We start from the raw sequence: 21,631 nt of genomic DNA, 5'->3' as shown, positions 1-21,631 counted from the left end.
TTATATTCAATTACACATATCTCAGCAGATCTCTGACAAATTCCCTTAACTCTGCGTCGTTCATTTCGTCTATATTGGTTTTTCTCAGCTTGTCGCTGACAATGCCGTCGCTGATTTTTTCAAAAGAAAGCTGATCGGAGGACGTCTGGCTGGCAGCAAGACACGCTTTTTTATTTTCAGACTCCATCTCCTCCAAAAGCGATTTGGCGCGGCTGATTATCTTATTGGGCAGACCGGCAAGCTTTGCGACCTCTATTCCGTAGCTTTCGTCTACTCCCCCTGGAACGATCTTTCTCAGGAATCTGATACTGTCGCCCTTGCGCTTTACCGCTACCGAAAAGTTCTTAACCCCGTCAAGCTCGTTTTCAAGACTTATAAGCTCATGATAATGAGTGGCAAAAAGAGTTTTGCAGCCCAATGATTTAGACGTTGTTATATATTCCGTAACCGCCTTTGCAATGCTTATTCCGTCAAAGGTTGAAGTTCCTCTGCCCACCTCGTCAAGGATAACCAGACTGTTCTTGGTGGCGTGCTTTACTATATCGGCGACCTCGCTCATCTCGACCATGAATGTAGACTGACCGGCGGTAAGATCGTCGGAAGCGCCTATTCTGGTAAATATCTGATCGACAACGGAAATCTTGGCGTAATCGGCAGGTACAAACGATCCGATCTGAGCCATAAGCGTAATGAGCGCGACCTGGCGCATATATGTGGATTTTCCCGACATATTAGGACCGGTTATGACCGCCGTACGGTTGCTTGTAAGATCAAGGTATGTATCGTTAGGTACGAATACTTCATCCTTCTGCATAAGCTCAACAACAGGGTGTCGTCCGTTTTTTATTTCAATGATTCCGTCTATTGCAATTTCCGGCTTTGTATAATTATTTTTCAGAGCAGCCGCCGCGTAGGAGCTTAAAACGTCAACCGCAGCTACAGCCGACGCGGTTTCCTGAACCATTCTCAGCTGCGTTGCAATAAATTCTCTGAGCTCTGCAAAAATCTCCTGCTCAAGGCTTATGACCTTATCGTTTGCGCCGAGAATTGTATTTTCAGCGTTTTTCAGTTCTTCGGTTATAAATCTCTCGCAGTTTGCAAGCGTCTGCTTTCTGATGTAATTCTCCGGGATCAGATCGTAGTAAGACCTTGTTACCTCAATATAATACCCGAATACGCGGTTATATCCGATTTTCAGATTTTTGATACCGGTTTTCTCGCGCTCGCGGGAAGCGATATTCTCAATAATATCCTTGCCTCCGGAGATTATTCCCCTCAGCTCGTCAAGTCTGTCGTTGAAGCCGTCCTTTATAACTCCGCCGTCCTTGACGTTTACCGGAGGTTCGTCGACAACAGCGTTTTCTATCAGAGTTGATACCGATTCAAGAGTCGATATCTGAGAGTTGAGCGAAACCAGCAGCTTCGATGAAAAACCGTTCAGCAGCTCCTTCAGAGCCGGAAGCTTCAAAGCCGTAAGCGACAGCGATTTCAGATCTCTGGGGCTCGCGGTTTTGTACATTACCCTGGTCATCAGTCTTTCGAGATCGTAGACGCCTGAAAGCACCTCGGTTATCTCACCCAGTTCGACAGGGGATTTATACAGCTCCTCGACAGCGTTAAGTCTTTCTATTATCCTGGCGGGATTCACAAGCGGCTGCTCCAGATATGATTTAAGCATACGCTTGCCCATAGACGTTTTGGTATTGTCAAGCACCCAGAGTAAAGAGCCTTTCTTTTCCTTGCTCCTGAGCGTTTCGGTAAGCTCCAGATTTCTTCTCGCGGTAAATCCTATAGTCATAATAGGATCCTTGTCGTGGCGTATTATCTGTGAAAAACGTCCGACAAGAGCCTTCTGAGTTTCGTGTATGTATCCGAACAGTCCGCACACCGAGAAAGCGGCGGCGGAATCTGCGGTAATCGCAAGCTCGTCCAGGCTGTTTACAGAAAACTGCTTCAAAACCTCGTCGGTATGGATTTCAGGAGAAAACTGATCCTCGTCAAGAAGCTGGACCGCTGTATTCAAACGAGTCCTTATAAAATCTCCAATATCTCTGACGGAAAGAAAAGCGTCGTTTATAAGTATCTCCACAGGCGAAAAGCGCGAAAGCTCATTAATGGCGTCGTTTGACATTTCCTTTCCGGAAAATTCAAACAAGTGCACCTCGCCGGTAGAAATATCGGCAAGGCACATTGAACATTCCTTTGATTTTACATAAAGGGAACAAATATAGTTATTGGACGTTTCGTCAAGCATACTGCTTTCTATCAGAGTTCCCGGAGTAACTACCCTTATTACCTCTCTCGGAACAAGCCCCTTGCAGGTTGACGGGTCGGCTGTCTGCTCGCAGATCGCCACCATATACCCTTTTTCAACCAGTTTTTTGAGATACAGATCGCAGGCATGATAAGGCACTCCGCACATAGGAGCGCGTTCCTCAAGCCCGCAGTCCCGTCCGGTAAGAGTAAGCTCCAGTTCTCTTGACGCAATTATTGCGTCGTCAAAAAACATTTCATAAAAATCGCCGAGGCGATAAAACAAAATATGCTTCTTATATTTCATTTTTGTTTCAAAATACTGCCTCATCATAGGAGAAATCTTTGAAACGTCAACGTCCTTTAAAAGCACCGAAGCCAACTCCTTATTTTTTATTTATTATCTGGATCAGATCAGTGACAGCCGCCGCAGGTCGAACAGCTTCCTCCGCAGCCGTGAGGAGGCTCCTCGGGACAGGTCATAGGATCCTCTCCGTTTGCAGCCATTGAAATAATATAGTTTACAGACGACAGCAGCGCGTCAAGCTCGTCCTTGGCGTCGTTATAAGCTACCATAACAGGCATAGCCATTATTTCGTCGTACAGCGCCTTTATATCGTTATCAAGCGAGGTCATTTTCTCGGCGTCCTTGTCAGGCTTCTGCATTTCCTGATTCAACTGCATTCTGAGCATATTGAATTCTCCGATTTTGTTCTGGATCACGGTGTCGTTGTCGTTTGCCTTGGAAGCCTCGTGAAACCTCTTGTATTTTTCATCCTCCTGAAGCGCCTTTCCCAGCGCTCTTGCCGATTCAATTACGTTCATAATAAAACTCCTTTATAATTTATTTATTCACAAACAAGCTTGCCCTCCAAAGCCCAGTTCATAGCCTTTGTAATTCTCACTTGAATGAATTTTCCTATCAGTTCCCTGCCGCCTTCAAATTCAACTATTATATTCTCGTCGTTTTTTCCGGCAAGATAACCCTCAGCCGTTCTTCCCTCTCCCTCGGCAAGTACGGTTACGGTTTTTCCCACAAATCTTGCAAGCCATCGCGAAGTTATCTCCCGCTGCTCCAGCAGCAGCTCTCTGAGCCATAGTCCTTTCTGCTTATCAGAAATATTATCCTCCAGCTCCGCAGCCCTTGTTCCTGAACGCCTTGAATACACAAACGAATATATATTATCGTACTTTACCTGATTTATTATATTCTTTGTTTCGCAGAACTCATCGTAGGTTTCCCCCGGAAAACCGACTATAAGATCGGTAGTAAACGAAAATTCCGGCGCCTTGCTCCTTGCATAGTCAATTATCTTCATGTAATCCGATACGGTATACTTGCGGTTCATAAGCTTCAGTATTCTGTCGCAGCCCGACTGAATGGGAAGATGAAGATGCTTGCAAACCTTATCGCATTGCAGAATAGTATCAATAAGCTCCTCTGTAGCGTCCTTGGGATGAGAGCTCATAAAGCGTATCCTGAATTCCCCCTCTATAGAGTTGATCCTCCTCAGCAGCTCGGGAAAGCCGTAGCTGTATGAATTGACGTTCTGACCCAGCAGAACTATCTCCTTATAGCCGCCGCTAACAAGCTTTCTTACCTCCGCTTCCACCGCTTCCGGCTTGCGGCTTCTCTCCCTGCCCCTTACATAGGGAACTATACAGTAGGTACAGAAGTTGTTGCAGCCGTACATAACAGGCACAAAGGCGCGTATCTTATCATCTCTGAGCTGAATAAAATCCTCGTCTATATCAGTATGGTTTTCAGAAAGGTTGAATATTCTTTTATGATTGCTTATGACCTCCCAGAGCATGGCATAAAAATCGTTGTAGGCAAAGGTTCCGAATACCAGATCAACCTGTCTGTAAGTGCTTTTTATACGGTCAGCAATGTGCTGCTGCTGAGCCATGCAGCCGCATACGCCTATTATAAGCTCAGGACGTTCTTCCTTCAGGCGCTTGAGCTCTCCGAGATTTCCGAAAACTCTGTCCTCGGCGTTTTCTCTTACGGCGCAGGTATTATATATAATAAGCAGCGCTTCCTTCGGATCGTCGGTAAATTCAAAGCCTATCAGCGACAGCTTGCCCTTGAGCTTTTCACCGTCGCTGACATTCTGCTGACAGCCGTAGGAATGTACCAAAGCAAGAGGACGGCGTCCGTTTCTCAGTTTATACTGTTCGGAAAATCCGGCAAGCATTTTCTGTAATTCCGGCACGGAAACCGGAGTGTTTTCGGAAGCGTTCATCAAAGCCCTCTTTTCAGCATAAATTCAATATATAGTATACTTATAGGCATATCTATACATTCTATATTATTATAACGTCTTTTTTTTCTTTTGTCAACATCCATAAAAGAATTTAAATTTACATAAAATTTTCCAAAAAGCAATTGCTTTTTTGCGCAAAGTTTATTTATTCACTGCAACCTTACGGCATTATACAGCGTTTTATATATAGTAAAATACAGTTTTATATAAAATATATACAATCAATTAACAACTGTTTAGAAAATAGTTGACAAATACTACAAAAGAGAATATAATTAAAAGGTAATTATTTGAGATAAGGAATTGAAATCATGGATATAAAAAGGCTTTTTGCGGGCGAAACCGATAATACCCTTATACAGCTATTCCGATATTGCTTTGTCGGCGGACTGGCTTTTGCCGTCGACGCGGGTTCGCTTGTGGTTTTCAAGGAAGCGTTTGAAATGAATACAAATTTGGCGGCTGTTATTAGCTTTGTTCTGGGACTCAGCATAAATTATCTGCTAAGCACCTGCTGGATATTTAAAAATTCAAAGCTCAGCAGCCGTTTGGCTGAGTTTGCAGCCTTTGCCGTAATAGGTGTGATCGGACTGCTTATGAACGTTGCGATCATATGGTTTTTTGAGGATTTTCTGGGACCTAAAAAGCCTTTAGGAAATCTTATGCCGCAGAGCAAATACTATATAGCCGGAAAGCTGGTTTCTACCGTAATAGTTTTTGTGTGGAACTTCTTTGCAAGGAAATTTATTATATTTGATAAAAACAAAGCATAAAGAGAGGATATGATCTGATGAAAAACGTTGTTATTATCGGAGCCGGACCTGCCGGTATCACCGCTGCCGCCGAGCTTCTTAAAGACGGGAGCGAATATAATGTAACCGTACTGGAGGAATCTGATGAAATCGGCGGAATTTCCCGCACGGTCAGATACAGCGGAAACAGAATGGATATAGGCGGTCACAGATTCTTTTCAAAATCCGACGAGGTAATGAACTGGTGGAGCAGCCTGATGCCTGTACAGGGGGCAGACGCTTATGACGATAAGGTTCTAGGCAGAGAAAAACCTCTTGAAGCCGACGGCCCTGATCCTGAAAATGAAGACGTTGTAATGCTTGTGCGCGACAGAGTATCAAGAATTTACTACAATAAGCATTTCTTTGACTATCCTATTTCCATGAAGCCGGAAACTATAAAAAATATGGGCTTTGCGACTACGGTCAGAGCCGGCTTCAGCTATCTTAAATCCTGTATTTTCAAAAAGCCGGAAACAAATCTTGAAAACTTCTACATAAACCGTTTCGGAAAAGTGCTTTACAGTATGTTTTTCGAGGGATACACCGAAAAGCTGTGGGGACGTCACCCAAGCGAGATCTCCGCAGACTGGGGCGCTCAGCGCGTAAAAGGACTTTCAGTCAGAGCTATTATAAAAGATATGCTCGCCAAGGTTTTGGGCAGGAATAAAGATTCAAAGGAAGTTGAAACTTCGCTGATCGAGCAGTTCTGGTATCCCAAGTACGGCCCGGGTCAGCTTTGGGAGCTTGCCGCGCAGAAGGTCAGAGAGGGCGGAGGAACTGTTCTTATGAACCACAAAGTAAAAAGAGTAGTATGCGGAGAAGGAAAAATTGAGGCTGTATACTGCGATACTCCTGACGGCGAGAAAAAAATTGAAGCTGATATCTTTATTTCCTCTATGCCTGTAAAGGACCTGATCAATGATATGGAAGGCGACGGACCCTGTGAAAAGATAAGAAAAATTGCCGAGGGGCTGCCTTACCGTGATTTTGTGACGGTTGGTCTGCTTGTAAACAGGCTTAATCTGAAAAACCACACGGGAAAGAAAACTCTGGGGAATATCGTTCCTGACTGCTGGATATATGTACAGGATAAGGGCGTAAAGCTCGGAAGGATACAGATATTCAACAACTGGTCTCCGTATATGGTTAAGGATCCGGAAAACACAGTCTGGATAGGTCTTGAATATTTCTGCGCCGAGGGCGACAGCTTCTGGAATATGACTGACGAGGAATGTATAGCGTTTGCCATCGGCGAGCTTGAAAAGATGGGGGTCATAGATTCCCGCGAGGTGCTGGATTCCCACAGAGAACGGGTCAAAAAAGCTTATCCCGCATATTTTGACACATATAAGCATTTTGACAGAATGATCAGCTATCTGAATACGTTTGACAACCTGTATTGCATAGGAAGAAACGGTCAGCACAGATATAACAATATGGATCATTCAATGCTTACGGCAATTTATGCCGCCCGCAGCATAAAGGCAGGCAATTCTGATAAAACTCCGATATGGAATGTAAATACCGAAAAGGAATATCACGAACAGAAAAGCGAATAGGCGGTTTGTTTATGACATTAAAAATCAACAGGCTCGAAAGTATATATAGCTGTATCGGAGCTCATCCGTTTATTGTATCGTTTTTGATCTGTCTGCTGCTTACGCCTTTCTGTTTCGGAGCAGAATCAAATATTACCGGCAGCTCTGTTCTTTTCACAAGTCTTCTGATTGCCGTTATCGTGTTATATTCGGTTTACAGGCTTCATTCTTCTGAAAGGCTGAATAAGCCCGCGTCCGTGCTTCTGGCTGCCGGTCTGATCCTTTCCGATATTATCCTTACAGCGTATTTCGGCAGCACACAAGCCAAAGCCTTTTGGATTTTCATTGCCGGAGCGGCGCTTCTGATACTTTTTAAAATGTTTGTTCAGGTAAGCGAAAAGGGAATTGAAAAGCTGACCTGCTTTTATATAATTTCAGGCAGCTTCCTGATAAAACTGTTCTATGTCCTGACTACCTCCTGCTATACGCGGCAAAACGATGTTCATAAGTTCGGAGGCAGCATCGGACACGCGGCATATATCGAATATCTGCTGAATAACCGCAGGCTTCCGGATTTTGACGTCCGTGAGGTATGGCAGTTTTATCATCCTCCGCTTCATCATGCAATAAGCGCCGGCTGGATAAATTTTCTTGAAAGCTGCGGAGTGGATCATAATTTCGCCAGGGAATCGCTTCAGATGCTTACGCTTTTTTATTCTACAGCCTGCGTAATCGTGGTCTATAAAATTCTCAGACACTTTAATTTCAAGGGAGCGGCGCTGTATATTCCTCTGGCGGTATTTGCTTTTCACCCTTCGTATATACTGATGTCCGGAAGCATTAATAATGATATGCTTTCTGTGCTGTTTATACTCTCCGCGGTACTTAACACCTTAAAATGGAGAGAAAATCCTACATTACCCAATATTCTAAAAATCGCCGTTTCAATAGGTCTTGGAATGATGACAAAGCTCTCGGCGGGACTTGTCGCGCCTGCCGTTGCCTTTGTATTTGCGGCGGCGCTTTTCAGCGGCAGAAAAAAGATAAGAAGTCTTATTTGTCAGTATGCGGCTTTCGGAGCGGTATGCTGCCCGCTGGGACTCTGGTGGGGTATAAGAAATTATATAAAATTCAAAGTTCCGATAACCTATGTGCCCGGACTGGACTTAAATTCCTCTCAGTATATCGGCGAAATACCATTCTTAAAGAGAATTACCGACTTTTCGTCAGCACAGTTTGAAAGCGTTTTTGAACAGTGGGAGTCGCGGGGATCATATAACGAATATAATCCCACGGTAGCGATTCTGAAAAATTCCCTTTTCGGCGAAAGCATAAACGAATCAAATTTTGCCGGAGAAATTTTATTTATACCTAAAATTTTCTTCTGGGTCGGAACTGCTCTCGCGGTAATTTCCGTTCTGCTTATGATCATATATACAATCAGAAAAAGCACGGTACTTAAATGGGATATAAAGGCTTTTTTCTGGATATTCTATATCGTTATGATGGTTAATTTCTACAGCTTCTGCTACAAATTCCCGCATACCTGTACGCAGAATTTCAGATATATAATTCCTACCGTTATGATCGGCTGCGTATTCATCGGAACAATGCTCAACGACGGTCTTGAAAACTGCCGGCAAAAGAGTCTGACGCTGACTTCGAAATGCATAACCATTATTTCAGCAGCTTTTGTGATTCTGTCCTTTTTCACATATTTTTTCTTGTGCGCAAATGTTAATTAGAAAACTTACAGGAGCTCATCAGGAAACTAACTAAGCTTTATATTTTGTGTTTATATTGTTCTTGAGCGGCAGGCTTCTTTCTTGCAGATTTAGCCTGTCGCTCTTTTATTTTTGATTTGCGTCCGATTGCCGCCGAAGCGCCGAGAATATAATTTATATGATAAAAACGGCATTTGACAAAACAAAAAAATATATGTTATAATTAAAATCAAATGTGAAAAAATATAATTCTGCATATAATCATGCGATACCGTGTTATAACTGCACAGCTTTATTTTGACGCGGTGCTTGTATGATATATCTGATATACCGGAAAGGAATGGTATTTTTAATGCCGAAAAGAAACGACTATGACAATGAAGCTATAGTATCCCTTAAAGGCGCCGACAGAGTGCGTAAACGCCCCGCTGTTATATTCGGCTCTGACGGACTTGAAGGGTGCAAGCATTCCGTTTTTGAAATCCTCTCAAACTCAATAGACGAAGCACGGGACGGAAACGGAAATAAAATTATCCTGACAAAATATAACGACAACAGCATTGAGGTCGAAGACTTCGGACGCGGATGTCCGGTGGATTACAACAAGTCGGAAAAAAAATACAACTGGGAGCTTGTTTACTGCGAGCTGTACGCCGGAGGAAAATATAACAATAATAGCGGCGAAAACTATGAATATTCGCTTGGACTTAACGGTTTGGGAGCCTGCGCTACCCAGTATGCCTCTGAATTTATGGACGTTGAGGTTTACCGCGACGGATATAAATATGAGCTTCATTTTGAAAAGGGAGAAAATATCGGCGGGCTGAAAAAAGAAGAAACCACCCGCAGAAAAACCGGAACGAAAACCCACTGGAAGCCCGATTTAGACGTATTTACCGATATAAATATCGAGCGGGAATATTTTGAGGACATTCTGAAAAAACAGGCTGTGGTAAACCCAGGCGTTGAATTTGTTTTTAGATTTCAGCGTGAAAACAACAGCTTTGAAGAAAAAACCTTTATTTACGAAAACGGCATTGCCGATTATGTTGCGGAAATTGCCGACGGCAAGGCTCTGACCTCGGTTCAGTATTTTCAGGGCGACAGAAAAGGACGCGACCGTCAAGACAAGGACGACTACAAGGTAAAGCTTGCAGTCGCGTTTACCTTTTCAAATCAGCTAAAGAAGCTGGAATATTTTCACAACTCAAGCTATCTTGAACACGGCGGCTCTCCAGAGGACGCGGTCAAGCTTGCTTTTACCGGACAGATAAACGCTTATCTGAAAAACAACGGAAAATACCAGAAGAACGAAAAGCAGATAACCTTTGCCGACGTTGAGGAAAGTCTTATACTTGTTTCCAGCTCCTTTTCAACCCAGACGTCCTACGCAAATCAAACCAAAAAGGCTATTACCAATAAATTTATCAAGGAATGTATGACGGATTTTCTCAAACATCAGCTTGAGATATATTTTATAGAAAATCCCGACGAGGCGGTCAAAATAGCGGAACAGGTCCTTATAAACAAGCGGAGCCGCGAACACGCTGAGAAATCCCGTCTTAACATTGCGAAAAAGCTTACCGGAACTATAGACCTTTCAAATCAAGTGCAGAAATTTGTGGACTGCCGCTCCAAGGATCTTTCAAAAAGAGAGCTTTATATAGTAGAGGGCGATTCGGCTCTCGGCTCAGTCAAAATGGCGAGGGACGCCGAATTTCAGGCGGTTATTCCGGTAAGAGGAAAAATTCTGAACTGCCTTAAAGCGGATTACGATAAAATATTTAAAAACGAGATCATAACCGATCTCATTAAGGTTCTCGGCTGCGGCGTGGAAGTAAAATCGAAAGCAAACAAGGATCTGTCGCTTTTCAATATTGAAAATCTTAAATGGAGCAAGGTCGTTATCTGCACCGACGCCGACGTTGACGGCTTCCAGATAAGAACGCTTATCCTTACAATGCTTTACCGCCTAACGCCTACTCTTATTGAGCAGGGCTACGTTTATATTGCTGAATCTCCCCTGTTTGAAATAACTACAAAGGACAAAACCTATTTCGCGTACGATGAAAACGAAAAGGTTCAGATCCTTAATGAAATAGGCAATAAGAAATTTACCATACAGCGGTCGAAAGGTCTGGGTGAAAACGAGGCTGATATGATGTCGCTTACAACAATGAATCCTGAAACACGCCGGCTTATAAAGGTAAACCCGGACGATGTAGAGGACACACAGTTTATGTTTGATATGCTGCTGGGTGAAAATCTTCAGGGAAGAAAGGATTTTATCAGCCAGAACGGTCACGATTATCTTGATATGGCTGATATTTCATAAATAAAAAGCCTGCTCAGCATAAAACAAGCTTTCAGGCAATGACACCGCGCGCCATTGCCTTGACAGAATACTGAAAAGAGGTTAGACCATTGTCCAGAAAGAAAAAGGAATCTGATAGCAAAAACAGAATAGCCTCCCCGGAGGAAGCCAACGCTTACATTGCCGGAGCGGGACAGGTAGTGGAGGAGCCGATTACCCTTACACTTGAAAAAAACTATATGCCGTACGCTATGAGCGTTATAGTTTCAAGAGCTTTTCCGGAGATAGACGGCTTTAAGCCCTCTCACCGAAAGCTGCTCTACACTATGTATAAAATGGGTCTGCTTACCGGCAATCTTACCAAATCCGCCAACATAGTCGGACAGACAATGAAGCTTAATCCTCACGGCGACGGAGCTATATATGAAACAATGGTGCGGCTTGCAAGAGGAAACGAAAGCCTGCTGCATCCGTATATTTTATCAAAGGGAAATTTCGGAAAGGCGTATTCAAGAGATATGGCGTACGCCGCATCACGTTACACGGAAGCAAAGCTTGAGCCTATCTGTGCCGAGCTGTTCAAGGATATAGACAAGAACACCGTTGCTTTCGTTCCGAACTATGATAACACCATGACTGAGCCTACCCTGCTCCCCGCTTCTTATCCGTCTATTCTTGTAAACTCAAATGTGGGAATCGGAGTATCAATGGCGTCCGCGGTCTGTTCCTTCAATCTTAGCGAGGTATGCGAAACTGCCGTTGCCCTTATGAGAAATCCTGAGCATAACGCTCTTGAAACTCTTAAGGGTCCTGATTTCCCCGGCGGAGCGTATGCGCTCTACGACGAGGAGGAGCTTGAAAAAATCTACCGCACAGGCAAAGGCTCGATCAAGCTGAGAGCAAAATATCAATATGACAAAAAGGCAAATTGTCTTGAAATAACCGAAATACCGGCTACTACTACGGTAGAAGCGATAATCGAAAAGATAATAGCTCTGGTGAAAGCCGGAAAGATCAGGGAAATACAGTACATCAGAGATGAAACCGACAAAACCGGTCTTACTATCGGCATAGATCTGAAAAGAGGAGTCGATCCGGACAAGCTTATGCAGAAGCTGTATAAGCTTACTCCCCTTCAGGACAGCTATTCCTGCAACTTTAATATTCTGGTGCACGGCTACCCGAAGGTAATGGGAGTTTACGATATTCTAAGGGAATGGACGGATTTCAGGATCGGCTGCGTTAAGCGTCGTATAGCCTTTGATCTTGATAAAAAGCAGAACAAGCTGCATTTGCTGAAAGCGCTGGGAAAGATCCTGCTGGACATAGACAAGGCTATCAAAATCATAAGGGAAACTGAGGAGGAAAACGAGGTAGTTCCCAACCTTATGATAGGCTTCGGCATTGACGAAACTCAGGCGGAGTATATTGCGGAAATAAAGCTGAGGCATTTAAACCGCGAATATATCATGAAGCGTCTGGACGAAACCGAGGCGCTCGAAAAGGAAATCGCGGAGCTTTCCGATACTCTGGGAAGCGATCGGAAAATAAAGAGCATTATAATCGCCGAGCTAAAGGAAGTATCCAAGAAATACGGACAGCCCCGCCGCACTCAGTTCTTCTACAAAAACGATATCGAGGAAGTCGAAACCGAAGACGATACGCCGGACTATCCATGCACTCTGTTTATCTCTCAAAGCGGCTACTTCAAGAAAATAACTCCGCAGTCGCTGAGAATGTCGGGAGAGCATAAGCTTAAGGAAGGCGATTTTATAATCCAGGAGATAGAAGCGTCCAATAAAACCGAGCTGCTGTTTTTCAGCGACAAATGTCAGGTATACAAATCAAAGGCTTCAGCCTTCGACAACACCAAGGCAAGCGATCTCGGCGACTATATTCCCGCCAAGCTTTCCTTTGACGAGGGCGAAAGCTTCAGGTATATGGTTTCAACTACGGACTACGAGGGATATATGCTTTTTGTTTTTGAAAACGGAAAGGCAGCCAAGGTTCCGCTCAAAGCCTATGAAACAAAAACCAACCGCAAAAAGCTGAGCAACGCGTACTCAGGAAAATCAAAGCTTATCTCAGCCTTCTTTATAAAGGAAAACGCGGAAGTAATGCTCAGGAGCACCAACGGCAGAGCCATAATTTTTAATACCGCCCTGCTGCTGCCGAAATCCTCAAGAGATACTATAGGCGTACAGGCAATGACCCTTAAAGCTAAGTCCACGCTTGAAAAAGCTTTCATCATTTCAGATGAAACGGCTGAGCAGCTTTCAAAATACCGCAGCAGGAGCATACCCGCTGCCGGAAGCTTTGCTAAGGATATTCCTGACCCGGATCAGATGTCTATGCTTTAAGTAATAAGCACTTGCAAATGTTAAATCTCCTTACGCCTAAACAATACAATTACAGCATCCAAAGGGCTGTCAAAGAACATTTCTGTAAATTATACGCGTATTACACGCTCTTTGCAGAAAGGCTTTGACCGCCTTTTTTGCTGTAATTGTGATAATTTTCTGATATTTGCCGGCTTAAAATTGACTTTTATATCTTCATGTAATATAATATAGTAAGCTTGTGCAGAAGGAGGCATTTAGATGAACAGAGATAATAATAAAAGATCATCGGACAACAACAGACTTAATGATAATTATAACGGCTCAGGTCAGGGATACGACGAATTTCAGCGTCAGTACGAAGAACAGCTGCGACGCTTTGCCGAGCTGGACAACAGTTCTCCTGATGAATATCAGAGTACGGACGAGCTGGAATTTGAACAGTACGACCTGAACCGTCAGGCTCAAAACGGCAGAAGGACGCCGACGCCCGGAAATACGCCTCGCCGTACGTCACAAAACAGCAACCGAGGTTCAGCAAATTCAGGGCAGAAACGAACCTCCCAAAGCAGAGCGCGTTCTTCCTCCGGACAAGGCAAAGGAAGGAACGAACCGCTTAAATTCGGCGACAGAAACAAAGAAGCGAAAAACAAATCCTACAAAAAAGCTCCTGCAAAAAATTCCGGCTATTCCAAGTCAAAGAAAAGCAATAAAAAGAAAAAGGCTGAGAAAAATAACATGAACAAAGAAAAACGAAGCTCTCCTGTAAAAACTTTCTTCAAATGTCTGCTCATTTTGATACTGGTACTGTTTATTCTGCTTCAGCTGCTTATTTTCAGATACCTTGGCATGGTCAATTATGTTGAAACAGGCGGCAGAAGCGTAAACTCGGCTTCTATGAGCTCAGACGACGTGCTGAACGTACTTATAATCGGCTCGGACACCCGCGATGAGGACGAGCGGGGAAGGACCGACTCAATGATACTGCTTTCAGTCAACAAAGCGACCAAGCAGATAACAATGACCTCGTTTATGAGAGATATGTACGTTGAAATCCCAGGAAACGGCTGGAACAAAATGAACGCCGCTTACGTTTACGGCGGAGCTGAGCTGCTGATGGATACAATAGAGCTTAATTTTGACATTGATGTGGACAAGTATATTTATATCGACTTTTATTCGTTTATAGATATTGTAGACGCTGTGGGCGGTATCGAGCTTGACATTTCCGATGAAGAGGCCGAGGGAATGAAGGATCCTATGGCTGAGCAGAACAAATATCTCGGAAACGAAAAGGGCACCGATTATCTGACCTCCGGCGGAAAAGGAGTTACCGTAAACGGAAATCAGGCGCTCGCGTACGCCAGACTGAGATATGTAGGAAATGCGGATTTTGAACGCACTGAAAGACAGAGAACGGTAATTTCAAAAATAATTGAAAAATCCAAAACGCTTAATCCTTTTGAGCTTGACGGCTTTGCGAGAACCTGTCTTTCCAACCTGACTACCAATATGACAAAATCCGAGCTTTATTTTCTCACCTACAGAGCTCCGTTTATACTCGGCTACGATATGCAGCAGCTGCGTATTCCGCTGGACGACGCTTACAGCTACGGCACTACGAACAGCGGTCAGTCTATACTTGAGGTGGATTTTGACAGATGCCGAGAAGAAATCGGAAAAACCATATACGGATATTAAATCTGCCTGAACCGCAATATCGGTTTTGCAGGCTATTTTACGGGCATATGCCAATATAAGTTTAAAGCTAAAGCGGACGGTCTGTTTCAGCCGTCCGCTTTAATTATGATCCCGTCTTAGTCGATCGGTTATGCTCCTTTCTGTACACGCTGGGCGAAACGCCCTTACATTTTCTGAATACCTTTGAAAAATAAAGCGGATCCTCATAGCCTGCGGAGAGAGATACCGCGGTAACCGAAAGATCGGTGTTCCTGAGCAGTCTGCACGCCTGCTCTATTCTGAACTCGGTAAGATATTCAAGCGGAGATATTCCGAGAGTTTCCGTAAACGCCCTGAACAAGGTGCTTCTGCTTACCGCCGCTCCTGCCGCGACATCTTCAACGGTTATAGGAAGCGAATAATTATACGCGATAAACTTCCTCGCCGCCTTTACATGACGCTGCGACACATTTTCGGCAGCTCCTCCGTTATCGGATTTTTCTACCAGCAGCGACAGCGCGATATACAGCTGTCCGGTCATTTTCAGCGCCGCCGCGTCGCTCTGTCCCCGGTCAGTGTAAATATCGTTCAGACGTTTTTTCAGCTCGTCGCCGAAATCCGCTGACATTACGGGAAATTCCTTTGTAAAATCCGTACGGTTGATTATCACCTCGGCGTCGCTTCCGGAAAAACCGACCCAGTAGTATTCCCACGGATCAAACTCGTCTGCAATATATGTAATTTCAGTATAGGGATATATAAGAAAAGTATCTCCGGCTTTTAGCTTATACTCGCCGAAAGGAGTCTTATACAGTCCTTTTCCGCTTATTATATGATGTATCAGAAAATGATCTCTTACTCCGCTTCCCCATTTGTGCAGTCCCCTGCATTTTTCATACCCTACATTGTAAACGGACAAGGCAACGCTGTCCTTGGGATTGGTTTTAAAAGAATGTTTATCCGAACCGTTCATGATCACACCTCGCTAAAAAGTCAAACGCCGTTTGTTTATATTATATCACTGTTCCGAAGATAATGCAACAAATTTCCATGCGCATGAAACAAATAATTATTGAATTACAGGCTGCTGTGTGTTATACTAACATTAAAGATCAAGACGGTCTTTGAACATATGCATACGAAAGGACGGATTGCAATGGCAAATATTCTTGTTACAGGCGGAGCGGGGTTTATCGGAAGCCATACCTGCGTTGAACTGCTGAACGCAGGCTACGACATAGTTGTCATGGATAACTTCTCCAATTCAAAGCCCGAGGCTCTTAACCGTATCAGAAAAATAACAGGCAGGGATTTTAAATTCTACGAGGCTGATATTCTCGACCTTGACGCGATGAACAAAATATTTGACGAGAACAAGATCGACGCCGTCATTCACTTCGCGGGACTCAAGGCGGTGGGAGAGTCGGTTGAAAAGCCGGTTGAATACTACCACAACAATATTACCGGAACTCTTATGCTTATCAGGGCGATGAGAGCGCATGACTGCAAGAAAATAGTTTTCTCTTCGTCCGCTACGGTATACGGAGTAAACAATCCCGCGCCTTACGTTGAAACAATGCCTACCAACTCGTCAACCAATCCTTACGGATATACAAAGGTCATGATAGAGCAGATATTAAAGGACGTTTTCACTGCCGACAATGAATGGTCAGTTTCACTGCTCAGATACTTCAATCCTATCGGCGCTCACAAGAGCGGGCTTATAGGCGAGGATCCGAACGGGATACCCAACAATCTCTTCCCTTATATCGCTCAGGTGGCTTCAGGCAAGCTTGAACGCCTCGGAGTTTTCGGAAACGACTACGATACTCCGGACGGCACCGGCGTACGAGATTATATTCACGTCGTTGACCTTGCCTGCGGACATCTATGCGCCGTTAAATATGTTCTCGAGCATAAAGGCGTTGAAGCGGTAAATCTCGGCACAGGAAAGGGCTCCAGCGTAATGGACGTTCTGCACGCCTTTGAAAAAGCCTGCGGTAAAACTATTCCGTATCAGATCATGCCCAGACGCGCCGGAGATATCGCGGTATGCTACGCTAATACCGATAAAGCCAAAGAGCTGTTCGGCTGGGAGGCTAAATACGGACTGGACGAAATGGCTGCGGACGGCTGGAACTTTACAAAAAATAATCCAAACGGACTTTAATAATAAATGGTTATAAGCTGAACTAGTATACTGTCCGCTCATAAAATAACTGAAAAACGCATGAAGCTGCAAAAAAATGCTTCATGCGTTTTTATGTTTATTTTATTATCCGCCGCTTTGATAATTGAAGGCTGTCAGGTATTCTTAAAGCTTTCCAGATCATCAAACAGTTTTTGCAGACTTAAATCTGCCTGCTCCATAAGCATACTGTTCTGATAACGGGTTTCATACGCAAGACATTCATGCTCGGCTCTTATAGTTTCAGCCTTTTCTTCATGAGTAGCAATGCCTCCTATAAGCCTTTCATACTCCTCCTGAGTATCAAACGGCTTTATACCGATTACTGAAACGTTATCTGTACTGCCGTTTCTGAGCGCAAGCTCGCAGAGCGCTTCTATCTTTTCTTTGAAAGTCATGTTGTCTATTTTCATTGCTATTTCAAACTCGTCGTCTGAAACATAGTCTGAAACACCGTCCGAGCATATCAATACCGTATCGTCGCTTTCGCTTCCAAAGGGTGTGACAAATTCAAACCGATCTATGCTTGGAAGCTGCAGAACGCTTCCTACCGAGGATACTATCGCGTTCTGCATTTCAGGCTCAAGCTCTGAGATACCGTCGATTTCACCCTGCTCGTATAAAAATCTTCCATAGGTCTGATCTACCGTTATCTGCCGAATACAGCCGCCGACGTAACGGTACATTCTGCTGTCGCCTATATTATAGCACACTGCCCTGCCGTTTTCATCGACTGCAAGACAGCACAGCGTAGTCTGCATATTGACGGAATCCGGAGAAGAAATACCGTTTTTTATTATCTTGCTGTGAATGTTCATAATATGCCTGTCCAGATCTACAGAAGAATCATAATCAGTAATAGACAGATACCTTATGCACAGCTCGGAAGCAACCTCGCCTGCCTGTTCGCCTCCGACGCCGTCGCATACCGCGGAAAGAAAAGGAGCAATACACACCGATTCAAAGCCGCCCTTGCGGACGGTTTCGCGGTTTATCAGCAGACAGTCTTCATTATGCTTTCTGTAATTTCCTTTTCCTGTAAATCCATAAATATAGTAATTCATAAAAAACGCTCTCGACAATTTTTAAATATTTTAATGCAATTTTATCATAAAATCAGTAAAAAGTCAACCAAAAAACAGACCCGTCGGGTATATGCAATTCTGCAACAGGTAACGGATAAAGTTAAGAAAAAAACAGCGGCAAACCGAAAATTTGCTGAAATAAAGCCGCAAATTGTTTCATACGGTAATAATTTTAAAATACATTAAAGCTAAAAGCCAGGAGACTATTTTGATTCACATAAAATTTAAAGATTACAAAAAAGTAACAAATAAATGGAAGGCTTAGGGCATATTTAATAAAAAACACTCCTGTTTTATGCGATTTAACAGAAAGTTCACACAACTGAGAGAAAAATATGTTACAATTTGTAATATATTAAGGCAGCTTCAAACATGAACCCGGCTGTCTATCAGACTTTTGAACATTTTTACTATAAACCACTTGCAAATTCAATCATTTTTTGTTATAATAGCAGTATCCAGACAATTTATTATGATTGATCTAAAATTTGCAGGTAGAGGGGATTAACTTATGTCCAACAGATTATTTCAAAGCGTAGTTCATCAGATGAGGGATACTATTGACTGCACTATCGGCGTTATTGACGATACTGCGACAATTATCGCCTGTTCGGAGCTGGCTCAGGTAGGCGCCACAAACGAATTCGTATCGCTTGATTTGGGTGATTCGCATGATATTTTCGTGCGCGACGGCTATACATATAAGCCTTTCGGTTCACATATGAGACCCGATTATGCTGTTTTTGTAGAGGGTACGGACGAGGTCGCCGCCAAATATGCAAGTATTCTGGCTATTACCCTGTCCAGCATCAAGCAGTATTATGATGAAAAATACGACAGAAATAATTTTATAAAAAACGTAGTTCTTGACAATGTTCTTCCGGGAGATGTCCACGTCAAGGCAAGAGAGCTGCATTTCAGCTCAGATACGTCAAGGGTGGTTCTTCTTATAAGGATCATCTCTTCCAACGACGTATCCGCGTATGACGTTATACAGAATCTTTTCCCGGACAAAAACAAGGATTTTGTTTTCAATATTACAGAATCCGATATAGTTCTTGTTAAGGAAGTGACCTCGGGAGTTGAGCCTAGGGATCTTGAAAAGCTTGCTCGTTCGATCTCAGATACTCTCAGCGGAGAATTCTATACCCGTGTAAACGTTGGAATAGGAACCGTTGTAGAGGGAGTGCGCGACCTTGCCAGGTCATTTAAGGAAGCGCAGATCGCTCTGGAGGTAGGCAAGGTATTCGATACAGATAAGATCATCGTTTCATATGATAATCTGGGAATAGCAAGACTTATTTATCATCTTCCGACTACGCTCTGTGAAACTTTTCTGAAAGAGGTTTTCAAAAAAGGCTCTATCGATTCGCTTGACCATGAAACCCTTTTTACTATTCAGAAGTTCTTTGAGAACAATCTGAACGTTTCGGAAACTTCAAGAAAACTGTTTGTTCACAGAAATACTCTTGTGTACAGACTGGAAAAAATAAAGAAGCTGACAGGTCTTGACCTGAGAGAGTTCGACCATGCTATCATTTTCAAAATAGCTCTGATGGTTAAAAAGTATTTATCCGCTAATCCGGTTAAATTCTAAAATCGTTCTCGCAGCTTAATTAATGAAGGAACATTTTCTTTCAAATTATTAAGGCGGTGTATTTTCTTTGGTAGAATTTAAGGATGTGTCGGTCACTTATTCGAGCGGCGTCGACGCGCTAAATAAAGTAAATCTGAAAATCAACGACGGAGATTTTACCTTTGTAGTAGGTCCCTCCGGCGCAGGCAAATCAACGCTTATAAAGCTTGTGCTCAAGGAAATAAACGCAACCTCCGGAGAGGTAATAGTAAACGGCTTCAATCTGAGAAAGCTGAGGCGGCGTAAAATCCCCGCGCTGAGAAGAACTATCGGCGTTGTTTTTCAGGATTTCAGACTTATTCCGACGATGACGGTTTACGAAAACGTGGCTTTTGTTCTCAGGGTTATAGACGCGCCTGCAAAATACATAAGAAGCCGTGTGCCTTACGTTATCAGTCTTGTCGGTCTGTCGCATAAGGCGAAAGCGTATCCTACCGAGCTTTCGGGAGGCGAACAGCAGAGAGTCGCTCTTGCCAGAGCCCTGGTGAACGATCCTCAGCTGATTATTGCTGACGAGCCTACCGGAAATATCGACCCTGCCCTTTCTTATGAAATCGTAGAGCTATTAAAAGGTATTAACGAATGCGGAACTACTATTCTCATGGTTACCCATGAGCATGATCTTGTGCGCTATTTCGGCGGACGCATTATTAATATCAATCACGGTAATATTGCTTTTGACGATGTCATAGGAGGTTCAAATGAAAATTAACAGTTTCAGGTACCTTATAAATCAGGGCCTTAAAAGTATATGGACCAACCGTATGATGTCGTTCGCCTCATTCTGCATTATGCTGGTTTCCCTGCTTATGGTCGGACTTTCAGTGCTTCTGTCGGTTAACCTTAATCGGATCATCGGCGGAATTGAGGATAAAAGCGAAGTCGTAGTTCAGATAAAGGATAATATAACCGATGAAGCTACTCAGGAGCTTCAGGATAAAATAAAGCAGATTCCGAATGTCAGCACCGTTGAGTTTTATTCAAAGGAAAGCGCCTGGGAAAACATGATGGAGGATATGACTGAAGAGGAACGGGAGCTTTTCCAGTATGCCGACGACAATCCTCTTCCTGATACTTTCCGTCTTACGGTTGCGGATATTCAGAAAATGACTGAAACCACAACTCAGATAGAAACTTTTGAAAACGTTGAGTCTACAAAATCGCCTACTGCTTTTGCAGATGTGCTTATAAGCATACGCCGGATACTTACCGTTATTTCCGCCGCGATCGTGCTGGCGCTTATAATCGTATGTCTTATAATTATTTCAAACACTACCCGCACAAGCGTTTTTGCAAGACGCAAAGAAATCAATATCATGAAATATGTAGGGGCTACCAACAGTTTTATAAGAATCCCCTTTTTCGTTGAGGGTATGATCGTTGGTATTCTGGCTGCTGCCGGCGCTCTTCTTCTGACAAAATTCGCTTATGAAGGCGTGTACAATATATTCAACGATGATTTCAAGCTGTGGAATATTCTCGGAGTTAAAAACCTGTACTCATTCAAGGATATGTTCTGGCCTGTCACAATCGCTTATGCCGCGGCAGGAGCTCTTATAGGAGCGATAGGAACATCAATAAGCGCAGGAAAGCATCTTAAGGTATAAAAACACAGCTTGCAGCAAAGCTTATGCTGCTAAACAGAGAACTTCAGGCAGGCTGTATAACTTTCGGGGTTTTATCAGTCTGCCTTTAAGTTTATTCAGAAGCTGAAACCTACAGCTCTCGGCTTTTATCGCTTCAGCTTCTGAACAGCTGTATGCTGTTAATAAATAAAGACGTGTAAAAATTGACAGGCGGCTAAATATACATA

At 43.5% G+C, this 21,631-nt stretch carries 15 protein-coding genes; 10 read left to right on the top strand and 5 right to left on the bottom strand.

Features of this window, described 5'->3' with window-relative positions; translation table 11 throughout:
- Window positions 1-10 precede the first annotated feature (10 nt).
- The 3 genes from mutS to miaB are packed head-to-tail and all read right to left on the bottom strand — an operon-like array spanning window position 11 to window position 4,499.
- Window positions 11-2,626, bottom strand: coding sequence for a DNA mismatch repair protein MutS (gene mutS / locus EIH25_RS03560; RefSeq protein ID WP_124098620.1), 2,616 nt, complete (start codon window positions 2,624-2,626; stop codon window positions 11-13).
- Window positions 2,627-2,667: 41 nt separating this feature from the next.
- Window positions 2,668-3,078: a YlbF family regulator gene (locus tag EIH25_RS03555; protein ID WP_124098618.1), complete on the bottom strand. Its 411-nt coding sequence runs from the start codon at window positions 3,076-3,078 to the stop codon at window positions 2,668-2,670.
- Window positions 3,079-3,101: 23 nt separating this feature from the next.
- Window positions 3,102-4,499 (bottom strand): tRNA (N6-isopentenyl adenosine(37)-C2)-methylthiotransferase MiaB, encoded by a 1,398-nt coding sequence (miaB, locus tag EIH25_RS03550; RefSeq protein WP_124098616.1) that lies wholly within the window; start codon window positions 4,497-4,499, stop codon window positions 3,102-3,104.
- Between the two features lie 332 nt (window positions 4,500-4,831).
- Here miaB and EIH25_RS03545 point away from each other — a divergent pair, with 332 nt between their 5' ends.
- From EIH25_RS03545 to EIH25_RS03520, 6 genes are all read left to right on the top strand, one after another.
- On the top strand, window positions 4,832-5,293 hold the full coding sequence (locus EIH25_RS03545) for a GtrA family protein (RefSeq protein ID WP_124098614.1): 462 nt from the start codon (window positions 4,832-4,834) through the stop codon (window positions 5,291-5,293).
- A 17-nt stretch (window positions 5,294-5,310) separates the two neighbouring features.
- The gene (locus EIH25_RS03540) at window positions 5,311-6,873 is read left to right on the top strand and encodes an NAD(P)/FAD-dependent oxidoreductase (RefSeq protein ID WP_124098612.1); all 1,563 of its coding nucleotides are present in this window, start codon (window positions 5,311-5,313) and stop codon (window positions 6,871-6,873) included.
- Between the two features lie 11 nt (window positions 6,874-6,884).
- The gene (locus EIH25_RS03535; RefSeq protein ID WP_164489143.1) at window positions 6,885-8,597 is read left to right on the top strand and encodes a glycosyltransferase family 39 protein; all 1,713 of its coding nucleotides are present in this window, start codon (window positions 6,885-6,887) and stop codon (window positions 8,595-8,597) included.
- Between the two features lie 331 nt (window positions 8,598-8,928).
- A complete protein-coding gene (locus EIH25_RS03530; RefSeq protein WP_124098608.1) occupies window positions 8,929-10,911 on the top strand; it encodes a toprim domain-containing protein in 1,983 nt (660 codons plus the stop codon).
- 89 nt (window positions 10,912-11,000) lie between these two features.
- Window positions 11,001-13,250: a DNA topoisomerase (ATP-hydrolyzing) subunit A gene (locus tag EIH25_RS03525; protein ID WP_243113078.1), complete on the top strand. Its 2,250-nt coding sequence runs from the start codon at window positions 11,001-11,003 to the stop codon at window positions 13,248-13,250.
- A 240-nt stretch (window positions 13,251-13,490) separates the two neighbouring features.
- Window positions 13,491-14,930: an LCP family protein gene (locus EIH25_RS03520; protein ID WP_124098606.1), complete on the top strand. Its 1,440-nt coding sequence runs from the start codon at window positions 13,491-13,493 to the stop codon at window positions 14,928-14,930.
- Window positions 14,931-15,033: 103 nt separating this feature from the next.
- Here the strand turns inward: EIH25_RS03520 and EIH25_RS03515 are convergent, their stop codons facing one another.
- Window positions 15,034-15,882, bottom strand: coding sequence for an AraC family transcriptional regulator (locus EIH25_RS03515; protein ID WP_124098604.1), 849 nt, complete (start codon window positions 15,880-15,882; stop codon window positions 15,034-15,036).
- Window positions 15,883-16,065: 183 nt separating this feature from the next.
- On the opposite strand from EIH25_RS03515, the gene galE reads away from it, so the two are divergent.
- Entirely contained in the window at window positions 16,066-17,079 is a 1,014-nt protein-coding gene (gene galE / locus EIH25_RS03510) for a UDP-glucose 4-epimerase GalE (RefSeq protein ID WP_124098602.1), read from the top strand.
- Window positions 17,080-17,213: 134 nt separating this feature from the next.
- Here galE and EIH25_RS03505 read toward each other — a convergent pair whose 3' ends face one another.
- Window positions 17,214-18,161: a PP2C family serine/threonine-protein phosphatase gene (locus EIH25_RS03505; protein WP_124098600.1), complete on the bottom strand. Its 948-nt coding sequence runs from the start codon at window positions 18,159-18,161 to the stop codon at window positions 17,214-17,216.
- 532 nt (window positions 18,162-18,693) lie between these two features.
- On the opposite strand from EIH25_RS03505, the gene EIH25_RS03500 reads away from it, so the two are divergent.
- The 3 genes from EIH25_RS03500 to ftsX all read left to right on the top strand — a co-directional run bounded on the left by EIH25_RS03500 (window position 18,694) and on the right by ftsX (window position 21,425).
- Window positions 18,694-19,779, top strand: coding sequence for a helix-turn-helix domain-containing protein (locus EIH25_RS03500; RefSeq protein ID WP_124098598.1), 1,086 nt, complete (start codon window positions 18,694-18,696; stop codon window positions 19,777-19,779).
- Window positions 19,780-19,846: 67 nt separating this feature from the next.
- Window positions 19,847-20,530 carry a cell division ATP-binding protein FtsE gene (gene ftsE, locus EIH25_RS03495; protein ID WP_124098596.1) on the top strand — a complete coding sequence of 228 codons (684 nt, stop codon included), beginning with the start codon at window positions 19,847-19,849 and terminating at the stop codon, window positions 20,528-20,530.
- On the top strand, window positions 20,520-21,425 hold the full coding sequence (gene ftsX, locus EIH25_RS03490) for a permease-like cell division protein FtsX (RefSeq protein WP_124098594.1): 906 nt from the start codon (window positions 20,520-20,522) through the stop codon (window positions 21,423-21,425). Before ftsE ends, ftsX begins: the two co-directional genes overlap by 11 nt.
- The last annotated feature ends 206 nt before the right edge of the window (window positions 21,426-21,631 follow it).

The organism is Ruminococcus sp. Marseille-P6503, from assembly GCF_900604945.1.
Classification (GTDB): domain Bacteria; phylum Bacillota; class Clostridia; order Oscillospirales; family Ruminococcaceae; genus FB2012.
Note: the sequence above shows the minus strand (reverse complement) of the source record. Positions and strands in the feature narration are given on the sequence as shown.

Excerpts from the sequence above, each read along its gene's own strand:
- EIH25_RS03555 (WP_124098618.1), bottom strand. The coding sequence starts at position 3,078 with ATGAACGTAATTGAATCGGCAAGAGCGCTGGGAAAGGCGCTTCAGGAG.
- miaB (WP_124098616.1), bottom strand. The coding sequence starts at position 4,499 with ATGAACGCTTCCGAAAACACTCCGGTTTCCGTGCCGGAATTACAGAAA.
- EIH25_RS03545 (WP_124098614.1), top strand. The coding sequence starts at position 4,832 with ATGGATATAAAAAGGCTTTTTGCGGGCGAAACCGATAATACCCTTATA.
- EIH25_RS03540 (WP_124098612.1), top strand. The coding sequence starts at position 5,311 with ATGAAAAACGTTGTTATTATCGGAGCCGGACCTGCCGGTATCACCGCT.
- EIH25_RS03535 (WP_164489143.1), top strand. The coding sequence starts at position 6,885 with ATGACATTAAAAATCAACAGGCTCGAAAGTATATATAGCTGTATCGGA.
- EIH25_RS03530 (WP_124098608.1), top strand. The coding sequence starts at position 8,929 with ATGCCGAAAAGAAACGACTATGACAATGAAGCTATAGTATCCCTTAAA.
- EIH25_RS03520 (WP_124098606.1), top strand. The coding sequence starts at position 13,491 with ATGAACAGAGATAATAATAAAAGATCATCGGACAACAACAGACTTAAT.
- EIH25_RS03515 (WP_124098604.1), bottom strand. The coding sequence starts at position 15,882 with ATGAACGGTTCGGATAAACATTCTTTTAAAACCAATCCCAAGGACAGC.
- galE (WP_124098602.1), top strand. The coding sequence starts at position 16,066 with ATGGCAAATATTCTTGTTACAGGCGGAGCGGGGTTTATCGGAAGCCAT.
- EIH25_RS03505 (WP_124098600.1), bottom strand. The coding sequence starts at position 18,161 with ATGAATTACTATATTTATGGATTTACAGGAAAAGGAAATTACAGAAAG.
- EIH25_RS03500 (WP_124098598.1), top strand. The coding sequence starts at position 18,694 with ATGTCCAACAGATTATTTCAAAGCGTAGTTCATCAGATGAGGGATACT.
- ftsX (WP_124098594.1), top strand. The coding sequence starts at position 20,520 with ATGAAAATTAACAGTTTCAGGTACCTTATAAATCAGGGCCTTAAAAGT.